The following is an 18,966-nucleotide window of genomic DNA, read 5'->3' as shown; positions in this document are numbered from 1 at the left end:
TTTAAACTTTATATGTCATGATTTTATACTTATAAAAACAATACATTGGGGGGACAGGTCTTTACCCTAAAGGAACTGTCCCTTTATTATTCTTTCTTTATATCATAGGCATCATCATTTTAAGGTTAACTAAAACTTATCTCATTTCTCTCTCAGTGTTATCGTATCGCCTTCCGATCCGTATAAAATTGGAGCGGTAAGACTTATAATCTCAAAGATGTTATCCAAGCTATTATTCTTTATAACCCCAGAAAAGCGATAACGTTTTATCCGCTCCGAATCAAAATTGACTTGTACGTTATACATCCGATTCAACAATACGGCTATATCCTCTAAAGTCTCACTCTCAAAAGCCAACTCATCATTTCTCCACATCCGGGCATACGACGAATTGGTAGGTCTTTCTACCAACAGCCTCCTACTGGCCTTATTGAAACGCACATGCTGATCTGGAGATAAAACCGCCATTTCATTTCCCGCAACAGCCCGGATGCTTCCTTCAAATAGGGTCGCCGTTAATTCTTTATCCTCATCATATGCCTTGACATTAAACGCCGTACCCAAAGCTTCCAGCTCCAAGTCTCCTGCCTTTACGACAAAGCGGTGCTTCTTATCTTTAGCGACCTCAAAATAGGCCTCACCAGACAGGAAGACTGCTCTTTCATCCTTCCCGTAATCTCCATCGTACGTAACACGAGTATGCGAGTTTAGCCAAACTTTCGTTCCATCCGGCAGGACCAAACTAGCACGTTGCCCCTTTTCCGCCGATACGATATATTCCTGTTGATTCCCACCTACACCACGTGTATATAAATGAGATCCGATTCCCAGACTCACACATAAAAGAATAACAGCCGCATACGACCACCACTTCCCGAAGGATCTTCTTTCAGGCGTTTTCATCCGGTTCTTGATTTGGAGGAACATCCGTCCTTGTATCTCCGCCGATAATTCTCTACCGGACACATCTTCCCATTTCCGCTTATAAAATGAGAATATCTCATCTTTCGAACGAACATTCATAAACCACCCCAGAAGCTCTTTTTCTTCTTCCGGTGAAGTACTGCCACTCATAAAGCGGTCCAACAAATCAATATATCTATTATTTTTTGCCATCGTATATATAGTATATCCTCGAGAGAAGGCATCCCCCTACAAGTTATTTGAAAAGATCAAGATTTAACATTCATTAATTAAAAACAATAATAGTGCAGCCAATAGACAATTGGAAGACAGCCGATCTCGCAAAAAACGTAAAGCCCTGTTTACCTGTGTCTCCACAGTCTTTTCTGAGATAGAGAGGCGTTCCGCTATTTCTCTATATGATAAATGTTCATGACGGCTCAAACGGAATATCTCCCGACGTGATGGCGGTAATTCTTCTATCAAGCTATTAATATATTCCCGTAAAGACTCTGCGTCGATTCGTTCTTCCGTAAGAGAATCGGCATCTGATAGTTGCCGTTGTAGGCTTTCCGTCAGTTTCTCGGAGAGTAGCCGATTCTCTGTCTCTTTATAAACTAAGTTACGGGCGATGGTGAATAGATAGGCGTCAAAGTTTTGCTCCACATCTATCGTCTCATGCTTCTCCCAAATCTTAAGAAAAACGTTTTGGGTCAAGTCCTCTGCCATAGATTTTTCATATAGTAATGAGTAAATAAAATGATATACATGCTCATTATATTTCCAGAATAGAGTCTCAAAAGCCTTTTCATCTCCATTCTTCAGATCTATAAGCAAATGTCCATCCACTTTCATATTACATATATATTACATATCCACGCCATACAAATCTTATCTCCTTTCTGCATATTTGCAGTTTTCATATACATGAGTTCTGATGAAACTATGTCGGTTAGTGTAGATGATATGAATGATAAGATAAAGATAATCAGCGGATAACTAAATAGTAAAATTACCGATGGTAGTGGAGAACTAAAGAAAAAACGAACTAGATGGTTGTTATTTAGATATTTATATTATAAACAAGACATGGTCTCATCAGAACCAAGTACAAGGTTACTAATAAATATCCAAATATAAACAAGCATCATTACATATCGCAAATATACAAAAAAATGTAAATACAGTATGAGTATCCTTGAAATCTAGTTAAATTCTACTTGAGGACAAAGAATGTCCTCACTAATTATCCGCTTCGCAAATGATATATTGATAAAGGTCGGAATGTCCGGTTTTATCGATTATCTTATGCTTTTCGAGTTGGAATTTCAGTTGGGCCAAACCAAGAGCGCCAAAGCCGGGAAGGTCTAATAAAGAGTCGAGTCCGTTTTTGAGGGCGTAACGTAGAATATCTTCTATGGTTTCTATTTTCAAGGTTGTAAGGCATTTACGGATATAAGGCGCTAAGGTGAGACGGGTAATGGGTTGGCATATCCGTTTCGCGGCATTTAAGGGAACGGGGGTAAGTGATCGGGGAGATTCGATACATAGACCGTTTTGGAGCGCCTTTTTATATAATCTTCTCAATTCGTATTCCATGTTCCTGTTCTCTATCCACAGACGTTCTATCTCAAGGTCTTGGTTCGTGATTGTTTTCTTGTATTCGGTCAGGAAGCCCATGTTTTCTTGCAAGCGGAGCGATATGACCTTATATCGGCGACAGATTCCGTCGTAGGATATACCACAACGTTTAGCTACGTCTTCTATCTTGGCTCCGGAAGTTATTTCCGTAAAGATAAGTCGGTCTTTCTTGTCGTGTATGAATGTTGATAGTTCGGCGATAATGAGTTTAAGTAGGGGAGAGATGTTTTTAAGGGATCGCAGGCAGAAAAGGTAATCATCGAATTGGGAGATGATCTCGTTTATCTCTTCTTCCTTGTCTTGGATGATAAGTTGCAGGTATAGCTTTTGTATTCCCATACGCTCGATATGGGAAATGAATTCACGCAAATTGGTCAGATCGACTAGGCGAACACCTTGCTTCACGACGTAAGATGTTATTTTTTTAGATATCGCCCATTGCTGGATTTCTTGAGATGGAAAGCCGGTGATACGAGCGGCTTCTTCAATAGTAATAAACTCAGGCATAACTATTTGATTAAAGTAAAACTTATACTATTTATCTTTAAAAAGGGCGTTATTTGGCGTTATATTGAAGAGCTGGCCTTTCATTATAAAATAAAGAAAGGGCGATTGGCTGAACATTACGTTGACAAAGGTTCCGCTAAAAACCCACATTAGAGTAAAGTCAGCCGCACGCCCCCTTTATCTATATACAATAATCTTATCCATACTTTAACAGTATAGATAACACGTATATTCGGTAAAGGGTTGCGGGGCCTTCTTTGTGCTTCTCTAAAGTTGAAAAATTTAGCGGATTCTGTCAACTCGCACAAATATCACACGCAACATATATAGGCTTCTAACTTAAAAGCCTTTTATTGTCGCAAATATACGTATTAAAAATATTTTAGCCTATAATAATCCATACGTTTTCTATTTTATCATTGTTTTACTACCAACAAAGAAAGAATAAGTAGATAAAAACCTACGCTTTTACCTTTTGCTTTTCTGTCTTAATTACTAGCTAGGCAAATATATGATATATTCTTTAATTACAATTGATTATTAAGGAAAAAATCAAGATGGAAATCCATCAAACAGTACGAAGACTACTACCCTAAAGTTTATGGAATGACCTTACAAAACTCTTTTAACTCTTCCTTTATACTACTAAGCTCTCTTTCCATAGATTGTTTGCTGCTTTTCACCTCATCTTTTACAATGTTCAAGACACGCTTAAAACCATAATAAGGCATAAGAAACGGGAACAACAGACCGCTGATCAAGACAAACAAAATCACAGTGATTTTAAGCGCAACAAAATCCTCATAAGTAAAACAAACAGAAGATACATCATCTGATAGCGCACACCCACCGGTCGTTACCACAGCAAAAAGAAATGATATAAGAAACAATCCCCCAAAGTGCTTGAAAACATATTCATAAGTATAGAAGCCAAACTCATAATGGCTCTTAGCTTTTAACCATGCCATTACACATATAGGTATTCCTATAGTGAATGATATTAAACATTTAGCCCAGATAATAGGGATAAAAGTTGACAAGAACAAACAAGTCGCATAAAACATAGGAAATGCGAAACACATCCATTTCCACCTTATCCACCTAGAAACAAACACTTTCGTTTTTTGAGAAGAACCTTCTTCAGTCTCTATCCGTATATCTCTAAAGAAAATCTTCCACATCATCAACCAGAAAATACCCGAGAAAGCCACAAAGATAGTCAAAAAGGAAACAACAAAATCGCTCGTTCCCGCAACTCCCACAACAATCTCATCACAAATAAAAACTGTTAAGCAGAACAAAAGCGCATATAACGGAGCTATAACCTGTTCTTTTGACCTTTGAATTTTCTCTATCAAGTCATGAGCTGGCTTCAAGAATTTAGAGGAATATCCGGATTTAAGTTGATCGAACGTAGCTTGAAGTTTCATATCCATAGCCATAGCACTAATTAGCAACTGCTTGCATTCTGGTCTTGTTTTCGCCTCTACACGCAATTCATTTATATAGCGCTGCAATAGTTTATAATCAGAGTTTGCCGGCACATCGTTGATCACATCGAACCCCACTGCTTTATCCAAAGATTTGATCTCTTCATCAATACGTTTTCCTATCTCATCAAGAATACTATGTATAAAATTACTTTTGTCCAAAATGACACATAATACAATCAATGATGCCAATATACCAATAAATGTCTGGCTTCCTCCAAGAAACAGCATACCAACCTTCTACTAATTCAACTTGATCTCCTCACCTACCAACGACATCGACTTAAAAGTAGCTTTTACCTTGCTCAAAATCTCTTCAGGTGGATTTATCGCACATGTAGCTTCGTGCGTCTGCGGATTTCTTTCCATTCTAACAATGTTGGTATCCGTATATGAGACATGCGCCATATCGCTTTTCAAGAATAAATTATCTTCCAATTTAAAAAGACGTATCTTCTCGGAACTTACTCCATCACTAAAAACACGAAGATCGATTAAATCTCTCAAGAACTTACGATCAAACCTTTCAAAATAAATATTCAAGGATACATTGGGACGGTTTATGAACTCTCTCAAAGACTTAATAACCTTTTTCTTGATCTCATCTCCTAATGCAGTCTCTCCTTCCTTGAGATCATAATTACTATCTTGATTGATATGATTGTAGAATCCCTCACGGAAAACAGACATTTCGCCACAATACATATTAATCACATTTGATTTATTAAGCATAAAGCATTCAATAACAGCATTATGAGCACGGTCATGGTTCATAACAAAATCCATCTCTCCACGGTCAAAAGTATCGCAGAGATTATCATAATATTCATTTAGATCTTCTAATCTCATCAAAAAGCACAGTATTTAACTATATGGAAAACATCGTTTTATCCTTAAACATCTGGCAAAGATACTAAAAAACACAAACAAAATACTTTTATAGCGCAAAAAAGATTAGGTACATTGCCAAATGGCTTTTTTAGGTAGAAAGTTACCAGTTAACTAACATTTCAAAGTAAGTTAACTTCATAAATCCGGGGTGAAATCCGCAAACGACATACAACATGCGTCTACACTCCCAACACTATATAACCGCTATGGATATTTGAAGTATTGATAATAGGCGGTTTACTTCTGTTATCCGTAACTCCAACCTTATCAGTCAACAAGCCTTTCATTAAAAGATAAGCACATCATGATGGCACGACTGTGCCATCCTAGTGGCACAGCATTGCCATAAGGAAGGCACAGCTATGCCACGCTGATGGCACAGCCGTGCCACGATATGGAAAATGATTGGCACTGCGGAAGTCTGTTAACTAGACAGTTAAGGGTGGATAAATAATTATTCCCCTAACTTATCAAGCAACTCATACGACGGAACGAAGAAAAGAGTTCCCGTTATCGGCGTGCTGAAGTCCAGCAAACGATCCGTATTGCCTACGGGATCACCGACGAACATATTCTCCAGCATTCGTCGGGTGGTGCTGAACGTGCTGGCATAGGCGATAAAATAGGTACCGTATTCACCTTTGGAGGTATGGGCGAATGGCATGTTAGCACGGACTATTTTCAGATCGTCTCCGATGTTCGTCACGGCGTTATGGGCGTTCTTCGGTTTTTCCTCATCTGATAGCTCGACATCGTTGAATTTACGGCGACCGATGACTTTCTCTTGCTCTTCCACTGGAAGCGCATTCCATGCCACCATATCATGAATGTATTTTTGCACAAATACATAACTTCCGCCCATAAACTCGGGGTCCTCATCACCTATTACCGCGAAACGATAGGGGTCTTCATCCACGGCAGGATTCTCCGTACCGTCCACGAAACCGATAATCGCCTTACCGTCTCTATACCGAAAACCGTGGGTCTCATCGATCGATTCCACGACACCTCGCAGTTTCTGGTCTATAATGGAGGCGAACTCAAAGCACAGTCCCATCTGCTTACAGCGGATGTGGAATAGTAAATCCCCGGGGGTAGAAACAGCCGTAAGCTTAACTCCTTTGATCTCTTCAAACGGTTGCAATTCTTTGGGGTTTCCTTGCTCCGGAAAGAAACGTTTCCAAGCATCCGCCCCGAATCCTATCGTACAACTGAATTGCATATCAGGATAGCGATTGCGCATACTACGTATCAAAGCGGAGAAATTAGCGCACACGTCCTTTACCTTATCAATCGTGTCGGGGAGATCTTTTAGAGCATAGACAATGAAAACCGCATTCTCGCCCGGTTTTTGGGTAACATCTTGCGGATAGTTAGCGTTCAATGGATTTTGTAGAGAGTTCATAGCACATCTTTAATTATATTGTTATTATATGGATATAACTCTATAGATGCGCTCTTGTTCAAGGAAATGTAACGAAAAATGTCCTAGCGGTTATTTTTCAATATCTAGTTGTAGAGACGGGGCGTACCCCGTCTCTACAACTGGGTAGTTATTTCACCTCCACGCTGATTCTCTGCTTGATATCTGAGGCGGAGGCTCCTAGTTGGAGGATGAACTCGCCGGGTTCTACGACGAATTGGCTTTGTGCCTCACTATAGAAAGCTAAAGAGGATACGGGGATGTCCAACGTGATTCGCCGACTCTCACCGGGTTTAAGGAATACCTTCTTGAAGCCTTTTAACTCCTTGACCGGACGCATCACGGAGCAAACCGGATCGCTTACATACAATTGGGCCACCTCAGCTCCTTCACGGTCTCCGGTATTGGTTAGGGTGAAAGTCGCTTGGATCGTGTCCGCTTGATCATACGTCTTTTTATCCGTATTCAGATTGGAATAGTTGAATGTCGTATAGGATAAGCCGTAACCAAACGGATAAACGACCGGAAGCCCCTTCGTATCGAACCAGCGGTAACCGACCAAGATATCTTCCTCATAATTCACTTTCAGATCCCTGCCGGGGAAGTTGCCCAACGCATGCGCCGGAGATTGATCCAAGCTCACGGGAGTGGTGAACGGCATCTTTCCGCTTGGATTCACCTTGCCGGATAATACGTCTACCAAGGCATTTCCTCCTTCCATGCCGTTGAACCAAGCCCAAACGATAGCCGGGGAACAAATATCTACGGCAGCCATATTCAACGGCGATCCGGCGATCATGACCACGATCGTACGAGGATTCGCCTTTACCACCTCTTGAATCAACTCAACCTGCCCGTATGGGATATCCATATTCAGACGGTCGAACGACTCGGTATCATAATCATGGTTCAAACCACAAACCAAAAGGGCCACGTCACTCGTGCGGGCAACCTCTACCGCCTCTTTCAATAACGCGTCGCTTTCCTGTGTCTTGGAAGAGAAAGTACCAGAGCTTTGCCCATTATTGCTTCCCTCCACGAAAGTAGATAGCTTCTCATAACCTTGGGCAAAACGGATATCCACCTTATCGCCCCATTTCGCACGAAGCGCCTCTAATGGAGTTACCTCGTAAACCGCCTTGATCTCGGAACTCAAGCCACCATTGGAATGTTTGCGGGTAGCGTTATCGCCAATTACCGCCAGACTCTTGATCGAGGAGAAATCCAACGGGAGAAGATTATTCTGGTTCTTCAATAAGACAATGGCTTCGGCAGCCGCGTCGTAAGTGGCTTGCTGATGCTCTTTCGTATTCATGGAACCGGGGCCGAAACGTTTTTTCGGGTCCAAGACATTCGTCTTGATCATCACACGTAAGACATCGCCCACCTTCTCGTCCACCAAGCTCATAGGAATCTTACCAGACTTAACAGCCTCGATCAAGGGGTTGGCATAATACCAATCCTCATATTTATCGATCAGCGTGCCCATCTCCAGATCCAAGCCGGCCTCCATAGAAGGAACCGTGCTATGAGCGGCTCCCCAATCGGTTACATATACGCCATCGAATCCCCATTCATTCCGAAGGATCTTGCGAACCAAGTAGTTATTCTCCGCGCAGAACTCCCCACGGAATTTATTATAAGCGGCCATTACCGTCAAGGCGCCTCCCTCCTGTACGGCCGCCTTGAAAGCGGGTAAATAAATCTCACGCAAGGCACGCTCGCTACATTCCACATCGACAGTCGTACGGTTTGTCTCTTGGTTATTCACGGCGAAATGCTTTACGCTGCAAGCCACGTCACGGCTCTGCAAGCCTTTGATATAAGCGACCGCCAATACGGAGTTCATATAAGGGTCCTCGCTCATATACTCGAAATTACGGCCACAAAGCGGGGAGCGAATGATATTCACGCCCGGGCCCAGCAACACATCCTTCTTACGCCAGCGAGCCTCCTCGCCCAGCACCTCGCCCCGACGGTAAGCCAACTCCGGATTCCAAGCGGCGGCGAAAGCCGTGCCGGTCGGGAAATAAGAGGCGGAATCATTTGTCCAACCTGCATACGCCCAGTCGTGGCGATTGATCTCCGCACGTACCCCGTGAGGCCCGTCGCTCAAGCTCCACTCGGGAATCCCCAGACGCTCTACTCCGGCAACATAGAATTTTGAGTTACCATGCAATAATCCGACCTTTTCCTCCAAGGTCATCTTCTTAATCAGTTTCTCGATACGTTTCTCCATTTGTACCTTCTCTTTATCCGTGACCTGCGAGCTCGCGGCAGCCGCATTCAAGAATAGCCCACAAGCGATCACGCCTATTATCTTTTTCATTTCCTCTTTATTTATAGGTTTATTATTGCGCTTGAATCGTTACCGTCGCCTCGGGTAAGCCCTCGGCTATGGCTTTTAAGTGGATGTCGCCTTGTCCGCCCTTGTTCCGGATCACGACCAAGGCTTTTCCGTAGTAAGCTTGCCGTTTCGGTTTACGGAGGCTGTTCGGATCGTTCGGATCTCCGTTATCCGTTCCGGCGATCTCACCCGGGCCCTCCACGGAGAAACGGATCAACGGGGTAGCGTCGGGAACCCGGTTACCATCGATATCGCATACATCTACGGTTACAAACGATAGGTCCGAGCCATCCGCTTGGATGACGCTACGATCCGGTGTCAAGACCAAACGGGCCGGCTCTCCTGCCGTATGGATCTCTTTCACCAAGACCTCCTTACCCCCTAAGCGGGAGACGGCTTTCAAAGTTCCGGGCGTAAAAGGCACACGCCAAGAGACATGATAGGTACTGTCCGTTTTTTGTCGTACGCCTAGGCTCTTTCCGTTTAGGTATAGTTCCACCTCATCGGCATTGTTATAATAGCCCCAGATATCCACCGGTTCGCCTTCCTTCCAGTTCCAATGCGGGAAAATGTGCAATACGGGTTCATCCGTCCACTCGCTTTTATACATATAATATACATCCTTCGGGAAACCCGCCAGATCCACGATACCGAAGAAGCTGCTCCGGCTCGGCCACCAATAGGGGGTAGGCTCTCCCAAGTAATCGAAACCCGTCCAGACGAACAGGCCGGATACATGCGGAAGCGTCCTCACCAGATGCCAAGTCTTCTCGTGCGTAGAGCCCCAAGGTACATGGCAATTATCATAAGAGGAGCAAACATGCTCGGGAGCCTCGAAAGGCTTGTCCCACGATTCCGGACGGATATAAATATGATCAGACGGCATCTCATAATAGCCACGGGTCATCAAGGCCGAGGTAGATTCGCTCACGATCAGTTTTTTTCCGGGGAAATTCCGGAGAAACGGCTCAAGATATTGCTCATGGTAGTTGAAGCCCAGCACATCCAAGGCATCCGAGCGGAACAGATGATTCGCAGGGTTTACCTCGTTACAGCCGGCGGTAACGACCCGGGAGGTATCCAGCCGTTTCACGATAGCCGCCAGATGACGGGTGATCAAGGATTGACGGCTAAGGGTCGTATCCTTCAGCAAAGCGGGATCGATGGCATGGCCCGCATTCAAGATCAGGTTCGCCGCTTGCAGATCCAGCTCGGTAGCGTCGGCATGACTCCATTGCTCAAGTACCTCATTGCCTATACTCCACATGAAAACAGAGGCGTGATTCCGGTCACGCAAGATCTCGTCCGTCAAATCCCGCTCGTGCCACTCCGCGAAATACCGGGCGTAATCGTATGGGGACTTACGGCGTTCCCACATATCGAAAGACTCATCCTGTACCAGAAGGCCCATACGATCGCAAAGATCCAGCAACTCGGGTGCCGGGGCGTTATGGCTGGTACGGATCGCGTTCACACCCATCTCCTTCATGATCTGTAGCTGGCGCTCGATAGCCCGTGTATTCACGGCGGCACCCAGACAGCCTAAATCATGATGTAGGCAAACCCCTTTTATCTTCAAAGGCTTATCATTCAGATAAAAGCCGGTAGCGGAATCCCAACGGAACGTACGCAATCCGAATACCGTCTCGTAACGATCTACCACCTTGCCGTCCACTTTCACTTCCGTGACGGACGTGTAGAGCGAGGGAGAATCGGGACTCCAAAGTTTGGGATTTGGGATAGAGAACTGATGATCGACAGATGCCTCCCGCATACGGGCGTCGTAACAGGGCGTATACGGTACCCGTAACAGAGTTGTTACGGGTGCCGTAACAACTCTGTTACGGTCATCGTAAATAGAGGTAGAGACTTCGGCCTCCCTATCCGCCTCCGAGCTATTCCTTATTCTCACCTCCAAGGAGAAGGTAGCCTCCTCCGGTGAGATCCTCATATCATGCACGAAAGTGCCCCAGTTGTCCACATGCACCGGATTCACCTTCACCAGCCATACGTTACGGTAGATACCGGAGCCGGAATACCAGCGGGAATTCGGCTGCTCGCTATTATCCGCCTTCACGACAATCACGTTCGGTTGGCTTCCATACCTCAAATAAGGCGTCAAGTCATAACGAAACGATACATAACCATTCGGGCGGAATCCCAGCGAATGACCATTGATCCAGACCTCGCTATTCCGGTAAACCCCGTCGAAATCAACATAAACAACCTTACCCCGATCCGTCTCCGGAAGGGTAAATGTCTTTCGATACCAACCAATCCCGCCCGGTAGCGCACCGCCGCCCGGGGTAGACGGGTTATCGAGGGAGAAATCCCCCTCGATACTCCAATCATGCGGTAAAGATAAGATACGCCAAGTGGAATCATCGCTGTCCGGGGATGAATAATCCTGAACGCTATCCGACAAGGCAAACTTCCAATCGTCATTCCATGAGCTACGTTCACGCACCTGCTCCCCAGCGGGGGAACAGGCGGTGAGCAATAGGCCCAGAAGCCACGCGAATGGCCGATTCATCAGTGGTATCATTAGTGATTATATAGTTTAATTGATACTACCCAGTTGTAGAGACGGGGCGTGCCCCGTCTCTACAACTAGAGGTTTACCTTGGTAAGATATTGTCACGTCCTTACCAGCGGGGTTCTCCGGCGTGATGAGACGTACCGTGATCTGACGCTCGCGGATCATGCCCGGATAGTCGCCCTCCCGTGCGCCGATCGTGAGCGTTCGCCTCGCATCATCATAAACAAACGGGATGGTAGCGTAATTTCCTTTCTCGTAATCGTAGGTCACGCCATTATCCTCATATAAGGTGAAGGAACCGTCGGCACCGGCGTAAACAGAGACGATTAAGTCTTTCTGCTCCTCTTTCGTAGACTGGATTACCTTTCCGGTCGGTACGATAGAGCCGGCTCTCACGAACAAAGGCATACGCTCGTAAGGAGCATCCACGTCCATTGTCGTTCCGCCTTGTATACGCTTGCCGTTGTAGAAATCGTACCAAATGCCGGCCGGGAAGTACACCTCACGGTCGCGAGCCTTATACTCATACACCGGGCATGCCATGAAGGCCGGGCCAAACATAAACTGGTCGTCTATATCGTAAGTCTTCTCATCGTCCGAATAATCCATCACCAAGGCACGCATGATCGTATAATCCTCAAAATGCGTCTTGGAGGCCAAGCTATAGATATACGGCATCAATTGATAGCGCAACTCGGTATAATACTTCATCGATTGGTACGTAGGCGATCCTTCCGGAGCGATATTATAGATCTCGCGGCAAGGATATTGCCCGTGGCTACGGAACAACGGACAGAAAGCTCCGAACTGATACCAACGGTTGTTCAACTCCCTCCATTCCCTCAAATCCTCGCTACCTTCCTTAGCGGCCATATAACGGTTCTCCACGCTGAAGCCACCGATATCCATCGTCCAGTAAGGGATACCGGACATGGCGAAGTTCAAGCCGGCGCTGATCTGCGCTTTCATATCCTCCCAGCGAGTACCGATATCGCCACTCCATGTAGCGGTAGAATAACGTTGCTGGCCGGCGAAACCGGAACGGGTCAACAAGAATACACGGTCATCCGGGTTTACGCTACGTTGTCCGTCGTAGATCGCCTCGGCGTTAGCCAAAGCGTAAGCGTTGAAGTATTTCGTGGACGGGCCCAGATAAGTCGGTCCGCAAAGCGCCTTGCGATACTCGATATCCGTATTATCCTGTACGTTCGGCTCGGAAGCGTCCATCCACCAAGCGTCGATGCCCAAGGAATACAGATGCTCGTTCATCTGTTCCCAGAAAAGCTTGCGGGCTTCCGGGTTGTACGCGTCATAGAAAGAACCGATATAACCCGGATAAATCCAGTCGCGGATACTATCCTTAATCGCCTGCTGATACATAGCACCCAGCGCATCCAACTCTTTATAATGCTCTGTCGTATAATAGAACTTCGGCCATACGGAGATCATGATACGGGCATCCTTATCGTGGATTTCCTGAATCATGCCTTTCGGGTCCGGGAAGCGTTCCTTATCAAACTCGTGGCTACCCCATGCGTCTACCGGCCAGTAGCTCCAGTCCTGTACGATCACATCCAAGGGAACCTGCCGCCGGCGGTATTCGTTCAAGGCGGTCAATAGCTCCTCTTGCGTCTTATAACGCTCACGGCTCAACCAGAATCCCATCGCCCATTTCGGCATGATCTGGCTCTTGCCCGTAACCGTGCGGTAACCGCTGATCACCTTATCCATGGAAGACTCTCCGTTGATGAAGTAGTAATCGATATCATCCCCCATTTCCGACCAGAAAGCCAACCGCTCCCGCTCCTCCTCCGGTAGCGGAGATAATACCTTCAAGCCGATATAAGAGACATCGCCATCCGGCAACCATTCGATACGGATCGGATAACGTTTGCCCTTTTCCAGATCGGCCGTAGCCTTGTAATCATTCGGGTTCCATGCCGCACGCCAACGTTCCGGGATGATCTCCTCGTTATTCACAAATACCTTGGTATAACCGGCGTAATGTAGTTTGAAATGATAAGTACCCGTCTCTTTCGCCTCGATCTCGCCCTCCCAAGTAGCGGAAGCGCTCGGCTTCGGGAAGTCTGCCGGCAGGTTCTTGATGGTTTTCAGATTCTCATAATCTACCTTATCTTCATCCCGCTGGATTAAAACGGAAATCTTCGCCTTATCCGTATAGTAGGTAGCGGTCAACGCCCCTGCCCTCCCGTCTTTTCCGTATAGCCCAAAGACATCGCCCAAATCGGCGTATGGACGCTTGTCGCCGAAACGGCTCAAGGAATAGTTATGCCAAAGTACACCATACCCTTTTGAGGAAACGATAAACGGCACGCTCACCTTCGTGTTATATTGGAAAAGCTCTTCGTTCTTGCCTTTGTAGTTGAACTCATCGCTCTGATGCTGTCCTAGGCCGTAAAGCCCTTCCTCGTCCTCGCTCTCAAATACCTGACGTAAGGTATAGCCTTTGGTTCCTTCCACCTCGATCGGCGTAAATTCCTTGCCTCCGTTTGTCTTCTCACGAAGGATCGTGTGTCCGTTGGCGTCGGTAAAGCGAACCTCTCCGGTCTCCCGTGAAAGACGGGCCTGTGTGGTTTGCGTACTTACGATGATCGTATCCCCCGAGGTCGTTATCTGAAACGATGGGGCGGGTAACGATTTCGTGTCCTTGATCAAGTTCACTTGGTTGGAAAACTTACCATCCGGAGAGGCGATTACCCGGATAATATCATCAGAGATTACTTCCAATTTAACAGCCTTCGCCTGTCCGGAACGGATATCGGCGACCAAGCCATTCTCGACCTTCCGGTAAGCGGAATCAGTCATGCAGGAAGTCAGCAGGGAAAGCCCTAACGTGAATACCGCGATGTGTTGTTTCATATTCTATAGATTCTTTAATTATTTCCGATCAGCAATGAGTCCGAACAGGTTTTTCCATACAAGAAAAATGGTTCTTCATTCGTTGGCAAAATTAAAGGGTTCGCGGCGGACAGGAAGCCATAAATGTTTTGGGTTACGGGGAGAACCGTAAAAAGGTAGGGGAAGAATGTTTATTTTAAGGGGATATTTTGTTATATCCCCTAATTACGTGGCATTTATTTAGAAAAAGTTTATTTATGATAGTCAGAGGGAAGCCTTCCGAACTCATCCTTAAAATACTTCCGGAATAGCTTCACATCATTGAAACCGCACTCCAGCGCGACCTCGTTGACCCGCATCTGGCTCTTCTCCAATAACTGCGCCGCACGCTTCAAGCGCACCGTACGGATCAACTCCACCGGAGTCTTACCCGTGATGGAAAGGCATTTCTTGTAGAAGTTCACACGACTCATGCCCATCTCCCGGCTCAACCGTTCTACGGACAACTCCGGATTGGCGATCTGCTCCTCGATATAGCCGATGGCCTTACGCATCAACTCCTCATCCATGGAGCTAGCTTGTACCTCCGTCAAGGCGATGCCCATGGTAGAGGACTGCATAAAGGCCTTTTGCATCTTCTTCTTCATCTCGATCAAATGCCGCACCTTCAAGAGAAGCATCTCCATATTGAATGGCTTGCTGATATAATCATCCGCACCGGCTTCCAGACCGACCAGTTGGCTATCTTTAGCGGACTTTGCCGTCAGTAGGATCACCGGGATGTGGGAAGTCCGGATGTCTCCCTTGATCCGGCGGCATAAGGTGATACCGTCGGTGATAGGCATCATCACGTCGCTGATCACCATATCCGGCAGCTCCTCCGGAATGAGCTTCCACGCATCTTCTCCATCCGCCGCCGTGAGTACGGAATAAGCGCTACTTAAACTGAGTCTCATAAACTCTAGGAAGTCCGCATTATCATCCACAACCAGCAAGGTAGATTCCGAGGTTTTCACGGCACCTGTATCGGCTGTCTCCGGCGTAGTCTCGACCAGAGAAACTCGTTTCTCATTTTCCTCTCCCTCATCTGGCGAGGAGATAATATCTTGATGATCCTGCGGGATGACAGGCAAAGTCACCGTAAACGTACTACCTACACCCGGCTGGCTTTTTATCGCAATCGAGCCTTGATGCATACGGACAAATTCACGGCACAAGTGTAAGCCTATACCTGTCCCCATCACGGGATTTCCCTTATCGGAAGACGAAACCTGATAAAAACGGTCGAATATAGCCTCTTGTTTATCCGCAGGGATACCTATACCGCTATCGGAAACCTCTATAAGTAATTTATTCCGCCCTTCCTTGTCCGGCAATAAACTCAACGTTACAGTAATCATTCCCCCTTCCGGTGTAAACTTAAAAGCGTTGCTTAACAGATTGGATACGATCTTGAACACCTTATCCGTATCAAACCTCATTGGTAACGAAGTGAAAACCGAAGAGAAGGAGAAGCGAATATGTTTCTGCTCTGAAAGCTCCTTAAAAGAATAAGCCACATCACGGACAAACGGCACGATATCACCCGTAGATAGGACTAACGTATCCCCTTGCACATCGATCTTACGGAAATCCAATAACTGATTCACGAGCTTAAGTAAGCGATCGGCGTTACGGTAGATCAGTCTCAATATCTGCTTCGTCTCGGCATTCTCCTCCGTTTTCATCAATTTCTCTAATGGGGTCAAGATCAGCGTAAGCGGCGTGCGAAACTCATGGCTCACGTTCGTGAAGAAACGGAGTTTCATCTCGTCTACCTCATGCTGCTTTCTCACGATCGCCTTCTCCTTCTCCTGCTCCATTTTTTTCTGCTGGATACGAAGGATAAACCACATGATTCCATACGCAAACAATAAACCTATTATAATGTATAAGGCAATCGCCCATCCAGTCGCCCAGAAAGGCGGCAAGATAGTTATTTCTAGACTGGTAATCTCTTTGCTCCAGACCCCGTCATTATTTCGTGCCTTTACTTGAAACGTATAAGTACCGGGATTTAAGTTCGTATAAGTGACCCGCCGTCCCTTGGCATCTACGGTCGTCCAGTCCGGGTCGAATCCCTCCATCTTAAACGCATACTTATTCTTCAAGGGGAGGAAATAACAGCAGGAAGATATATTAAACGTGAAATTACGTTCCCCATACTCTAAAGTCAGCCGGTTCCCTCTCGGTACGACCGGCACATTATTCACGGTAAGTCCGGTTATCACAGCCGGCGGGGAATAGCTGTTATAATGGATATGGGAAGGATTGACGAAGGTAAGCCCGTTGGTACCCCCAAACGCCAATTCACCCGAAGCCAACCGGACTGCGCTGTTCACATTAAATACACGTCCTTGCACACCCTCACTCTCATCATAGCTATTCCAGTTAAATTGGTACTCATTATTGGCATTTCGGCTCGGGGCGATATTCAGTAATCCGTTTTTCGTCCCGACCCATACGGTATGATACTCATCTTCAAGGATAGACATGATACTGTTATCCGGCAACCCGGTAGATTGATTCAATTGATAAATCCGGTCATTAAGCGGATCATAGATATGCAAACCATGGTTACTCCCTATCCACAGCAACTGGCGGCTATCAGAAAATACCACGTTAATGATTCTGTCCTTAAACCGGAAACTCCCATCTTTTGTCCCGTCAAAGCTGGAAACCTTCCCCGTCTCTGGCTCAATCCAATTCACACCCGATGAAGTTCCCACAAAAATATCACCTTTCGAGTCTCCTGAAAGACTGTAAACGATATCCGTATGGATCGCATTATGCTTATCACCGGCACGATAGTACATCCACTCACCCGTCGATAAGTCCAGACAATCCAATCCCCCATCCAAGGTACCGATCCACAAGCGATTCTTGGTATCGGCATATAGGCTGTACACGCTGTTACTGGACAAGCCATCCTTGCTTCCCGGAATATCCCGGTAATGTTTAAACCGTTTACCGTCGAAGCAAGTCAATCCCTCCATATAGGTGCCGATCCACAGGTTCCCGTTCAAGTCTTTTGTCATACTGATCACCACATCACCGGAAATTTTGTTCTCGCTCTCTTTTCCCGCCCGGTAACGGGTATATTCACCAGTCTTCCGGTTATAGCGCAATAAACCATTTCCGCTCGTCCCCACCCATAAATCACCGGTAGGATCTTCTACCACGCAGTTATAATCATTATTCGAGGCGTCCAATGTCTGCAACAACGGATAACGAACCGTCTGGAACTTAAAGATGCTCTCATGATAATAACTAACGCCATTCTTATAGGTCCCGGCCCACATTATATCCGTATCATCCCGATAGAGACATACTACGCTATTCTGTCCCAAACTCGTCAAGTCGAAAGGATTATTTTTTAGATAACGCAATTTCTCTTTCGTCTTATCCAATATATTGATACCGCCATGATCCGTCGCGATCCATATATTCCCGTTCATATCCTCTCTCACGTCACGGACCATCGAGGAGGAAAGGGCGATCGGGGTGGAAGTCGTATAATGCTTCCATACGCTGGTTTTTGGATTCAAGCGGAACACACCGTCACTATGCCCGGGGTTCAAAAAGAGCCAAAGCTCACCCTCGCTATCGGCAAACATATAGAAAGGTTGCGCTTTTGCATAAGCGGTCAAATAATCATCTTGAAAGACACTCTTACCGGATGCTTTATCAATGCCTTGTATCTTTCCGGAGGTATGGATCACGTACAACCGGTCATTTACATCCCCTATGCCACATACACCGCCCTCTGCCTTATCAAGCGGATAGAGACTGACTTTTCCCTGCGATGGGTCATATCGATAAAAACCATTATCGTAGGTCGTATAATACAATCGTTTATCACGATCCGTAAAAATACGGGCCGGAAGACTTTCCAGCCGTAGGCTATCAAGGACTTCCTCTTGGGGAACAAAACAATCTATTGAAGGCTCATAGACCCCGATCTTACCATCATAATAAGTAATCCAAATCTTACCATCGGCGGTCTCCACCAAATCCGAGATACCTTCCTCAACAAAAAAGGAATCGATATCTCCCGGCTTATAGCGACTAAACTCATAACCATCAAAGCGGTTCAGTCCCGAGGTCGTGCCAAACCACATAAAGCCTTTCTGATCCTTCAATATACAGGTAATCTCATTAGAGGATAATCCATCCTTCACGCCCAGATGATTGAAAAGAATCTCCTCCATCGCGAATAAAGACCCCGACAAACAGAAAGACAGAATAGTTATCAAAAGTAGAGCTTTCGTTTTCATATCCAGCAAATATAGATATTTTTTTAGAACGAAACTTACGCAAAGTAAGA

General features: G+C 45.8%; 10 protein-coding genes. All 10 read right to left on the bottom strand.

What is annotated here, in order from left to right:
- Positions 1-141: 141 nt before the first annotated feature.
- Complete coding sequence (locus DWX33_RS09360) at positions 142-1,116, bottom strand: FecR family protein (RefSeq protein WP_122380252.1); 975 nt, start codon at positions 1,114-1,116, stop codon at positions 142-144.
- 63 nt (positions 1,117-1,179) lie between these two features.
- Positions 1,180-1,758 (bottom strand): RNA polymerase sigma factor, encoded by a 579-nt coding sequence (locus DWX33_RS09355; RefSeq protein ID WP_087346833.1) that lies wholly within the window; start codon positions 1,756-1,758, stop codon positions 1,180-1,182.
- 387 nt (positions 1,759-2,145) lie between these two features.
- Positions 2,146-3,051 (bottom strand): transcriptional regulator, encoded by a 906-nt coding sequence (locus DWX33_RS09350; protein WP_121962567.1) that lies wholly within the window; start codon positions 3,049-3,051, stop codon positions 2,146-2,148.
- Positions 3,052-3,650: 599 nt separating this feature from the next.
- Positions 3,651-4,772, bottom strand: a complete 1,122-nt coding sequence (locus DWX33_RS09340; protein ID WP_008778998.1) for a hypothetical protein — start codon at positions 4,770-4,772, stop codon at positions 3,651-3,653.
- A gap of 12 nt (positions 4,773-4,784) precedes the next feature.
- Positions 4,785-5,390, bottom strand: coding sequence for a hypothetical protein (locus tag DWX33_RS09335; protein ID WP_008778997.1), 606 nt, complete (start codon positions 5,388-5,390; stop codon positions 4,785-4,787).
- Positions 5,391-5,886: 496 nt separating this feature from the next.
- The gene (locus DWX33_RS09330) at positions 5,887-6,837 is read right to left on the bottom strand and encodes a Dyp-type peroxidase (protein WP_005860205.1); all 951 of its coding nucleotides are present in this window, start codon (positions 6,835-6,837) and stop codon (positions 5,887-5,889) included.
- A 148-nt stretch (positions 6,838-6,985) separates the two neighbouring features.
- Entirely contained in the window at positions 6,986-9,184 is a 2,199-nt protein-coding gene (locus DWX33_RS09325; RefSeq protein WP_005863568.1) for a glycoside hydrolase family 3 C-terminal domain-containing protein, read from the bottom strand.
- Between the two features lie 22 nt (positions 9,185-9,206).
- A complete protein-coding gene (locus DWX33_RS09320; RefSeq protein ID WP_122380251.1) occupies positions 9,207-11,735 on the bottom strand; it encodes a sugar-binding domain-containing protein in 2,529 nt (842 codons plus the stop codon).
- A 27-nt stretch (positions 11,736-11,762) separates the two neighbouring features.
- Positions 11,763-14,621, bottom strand: coding sequence for a TIM-barrel domain-containing protein (locus tag DWX33_RS09315; RefSeq protein WP_122380250.1), 2,859 nt, complete (start codon positions 14,619-14,621; stop codon positions 11,763-11,765).
- Positions 14,622-14,851: 230 nt separating this feature from the next.
- Complete coding sequence (locus tag DWX33_RS09310) at positions 14,852-18,916, bottom strand: two-component regulator propeller domain-containing protein (RefSeq protein ID WP_122380249.1); 4,065 nt, start codon at positions 18,914-18,916, stop codon at positions 14,852-14,854.
- Positions 18,917-18,966: the final 50 nt, after the last annotated feature.

Origin of the sequence: Parabacteroides sp. AF19-14, assembly GCF_003635485.1 — a bacterium.
GTDB classification, from domain to species: domain Bacteria; phylum Bacteroidota; class Bacteroidia; order Bacteroidales; family Tannerellaceae; genus Parabacteroides; species Parabacteroides distasonis.
The sequence above is the reverse complement of the archived record's forward strand: the minus strand, read 5'-3'. Positions and strand labels throughout refer to the sequence as shown.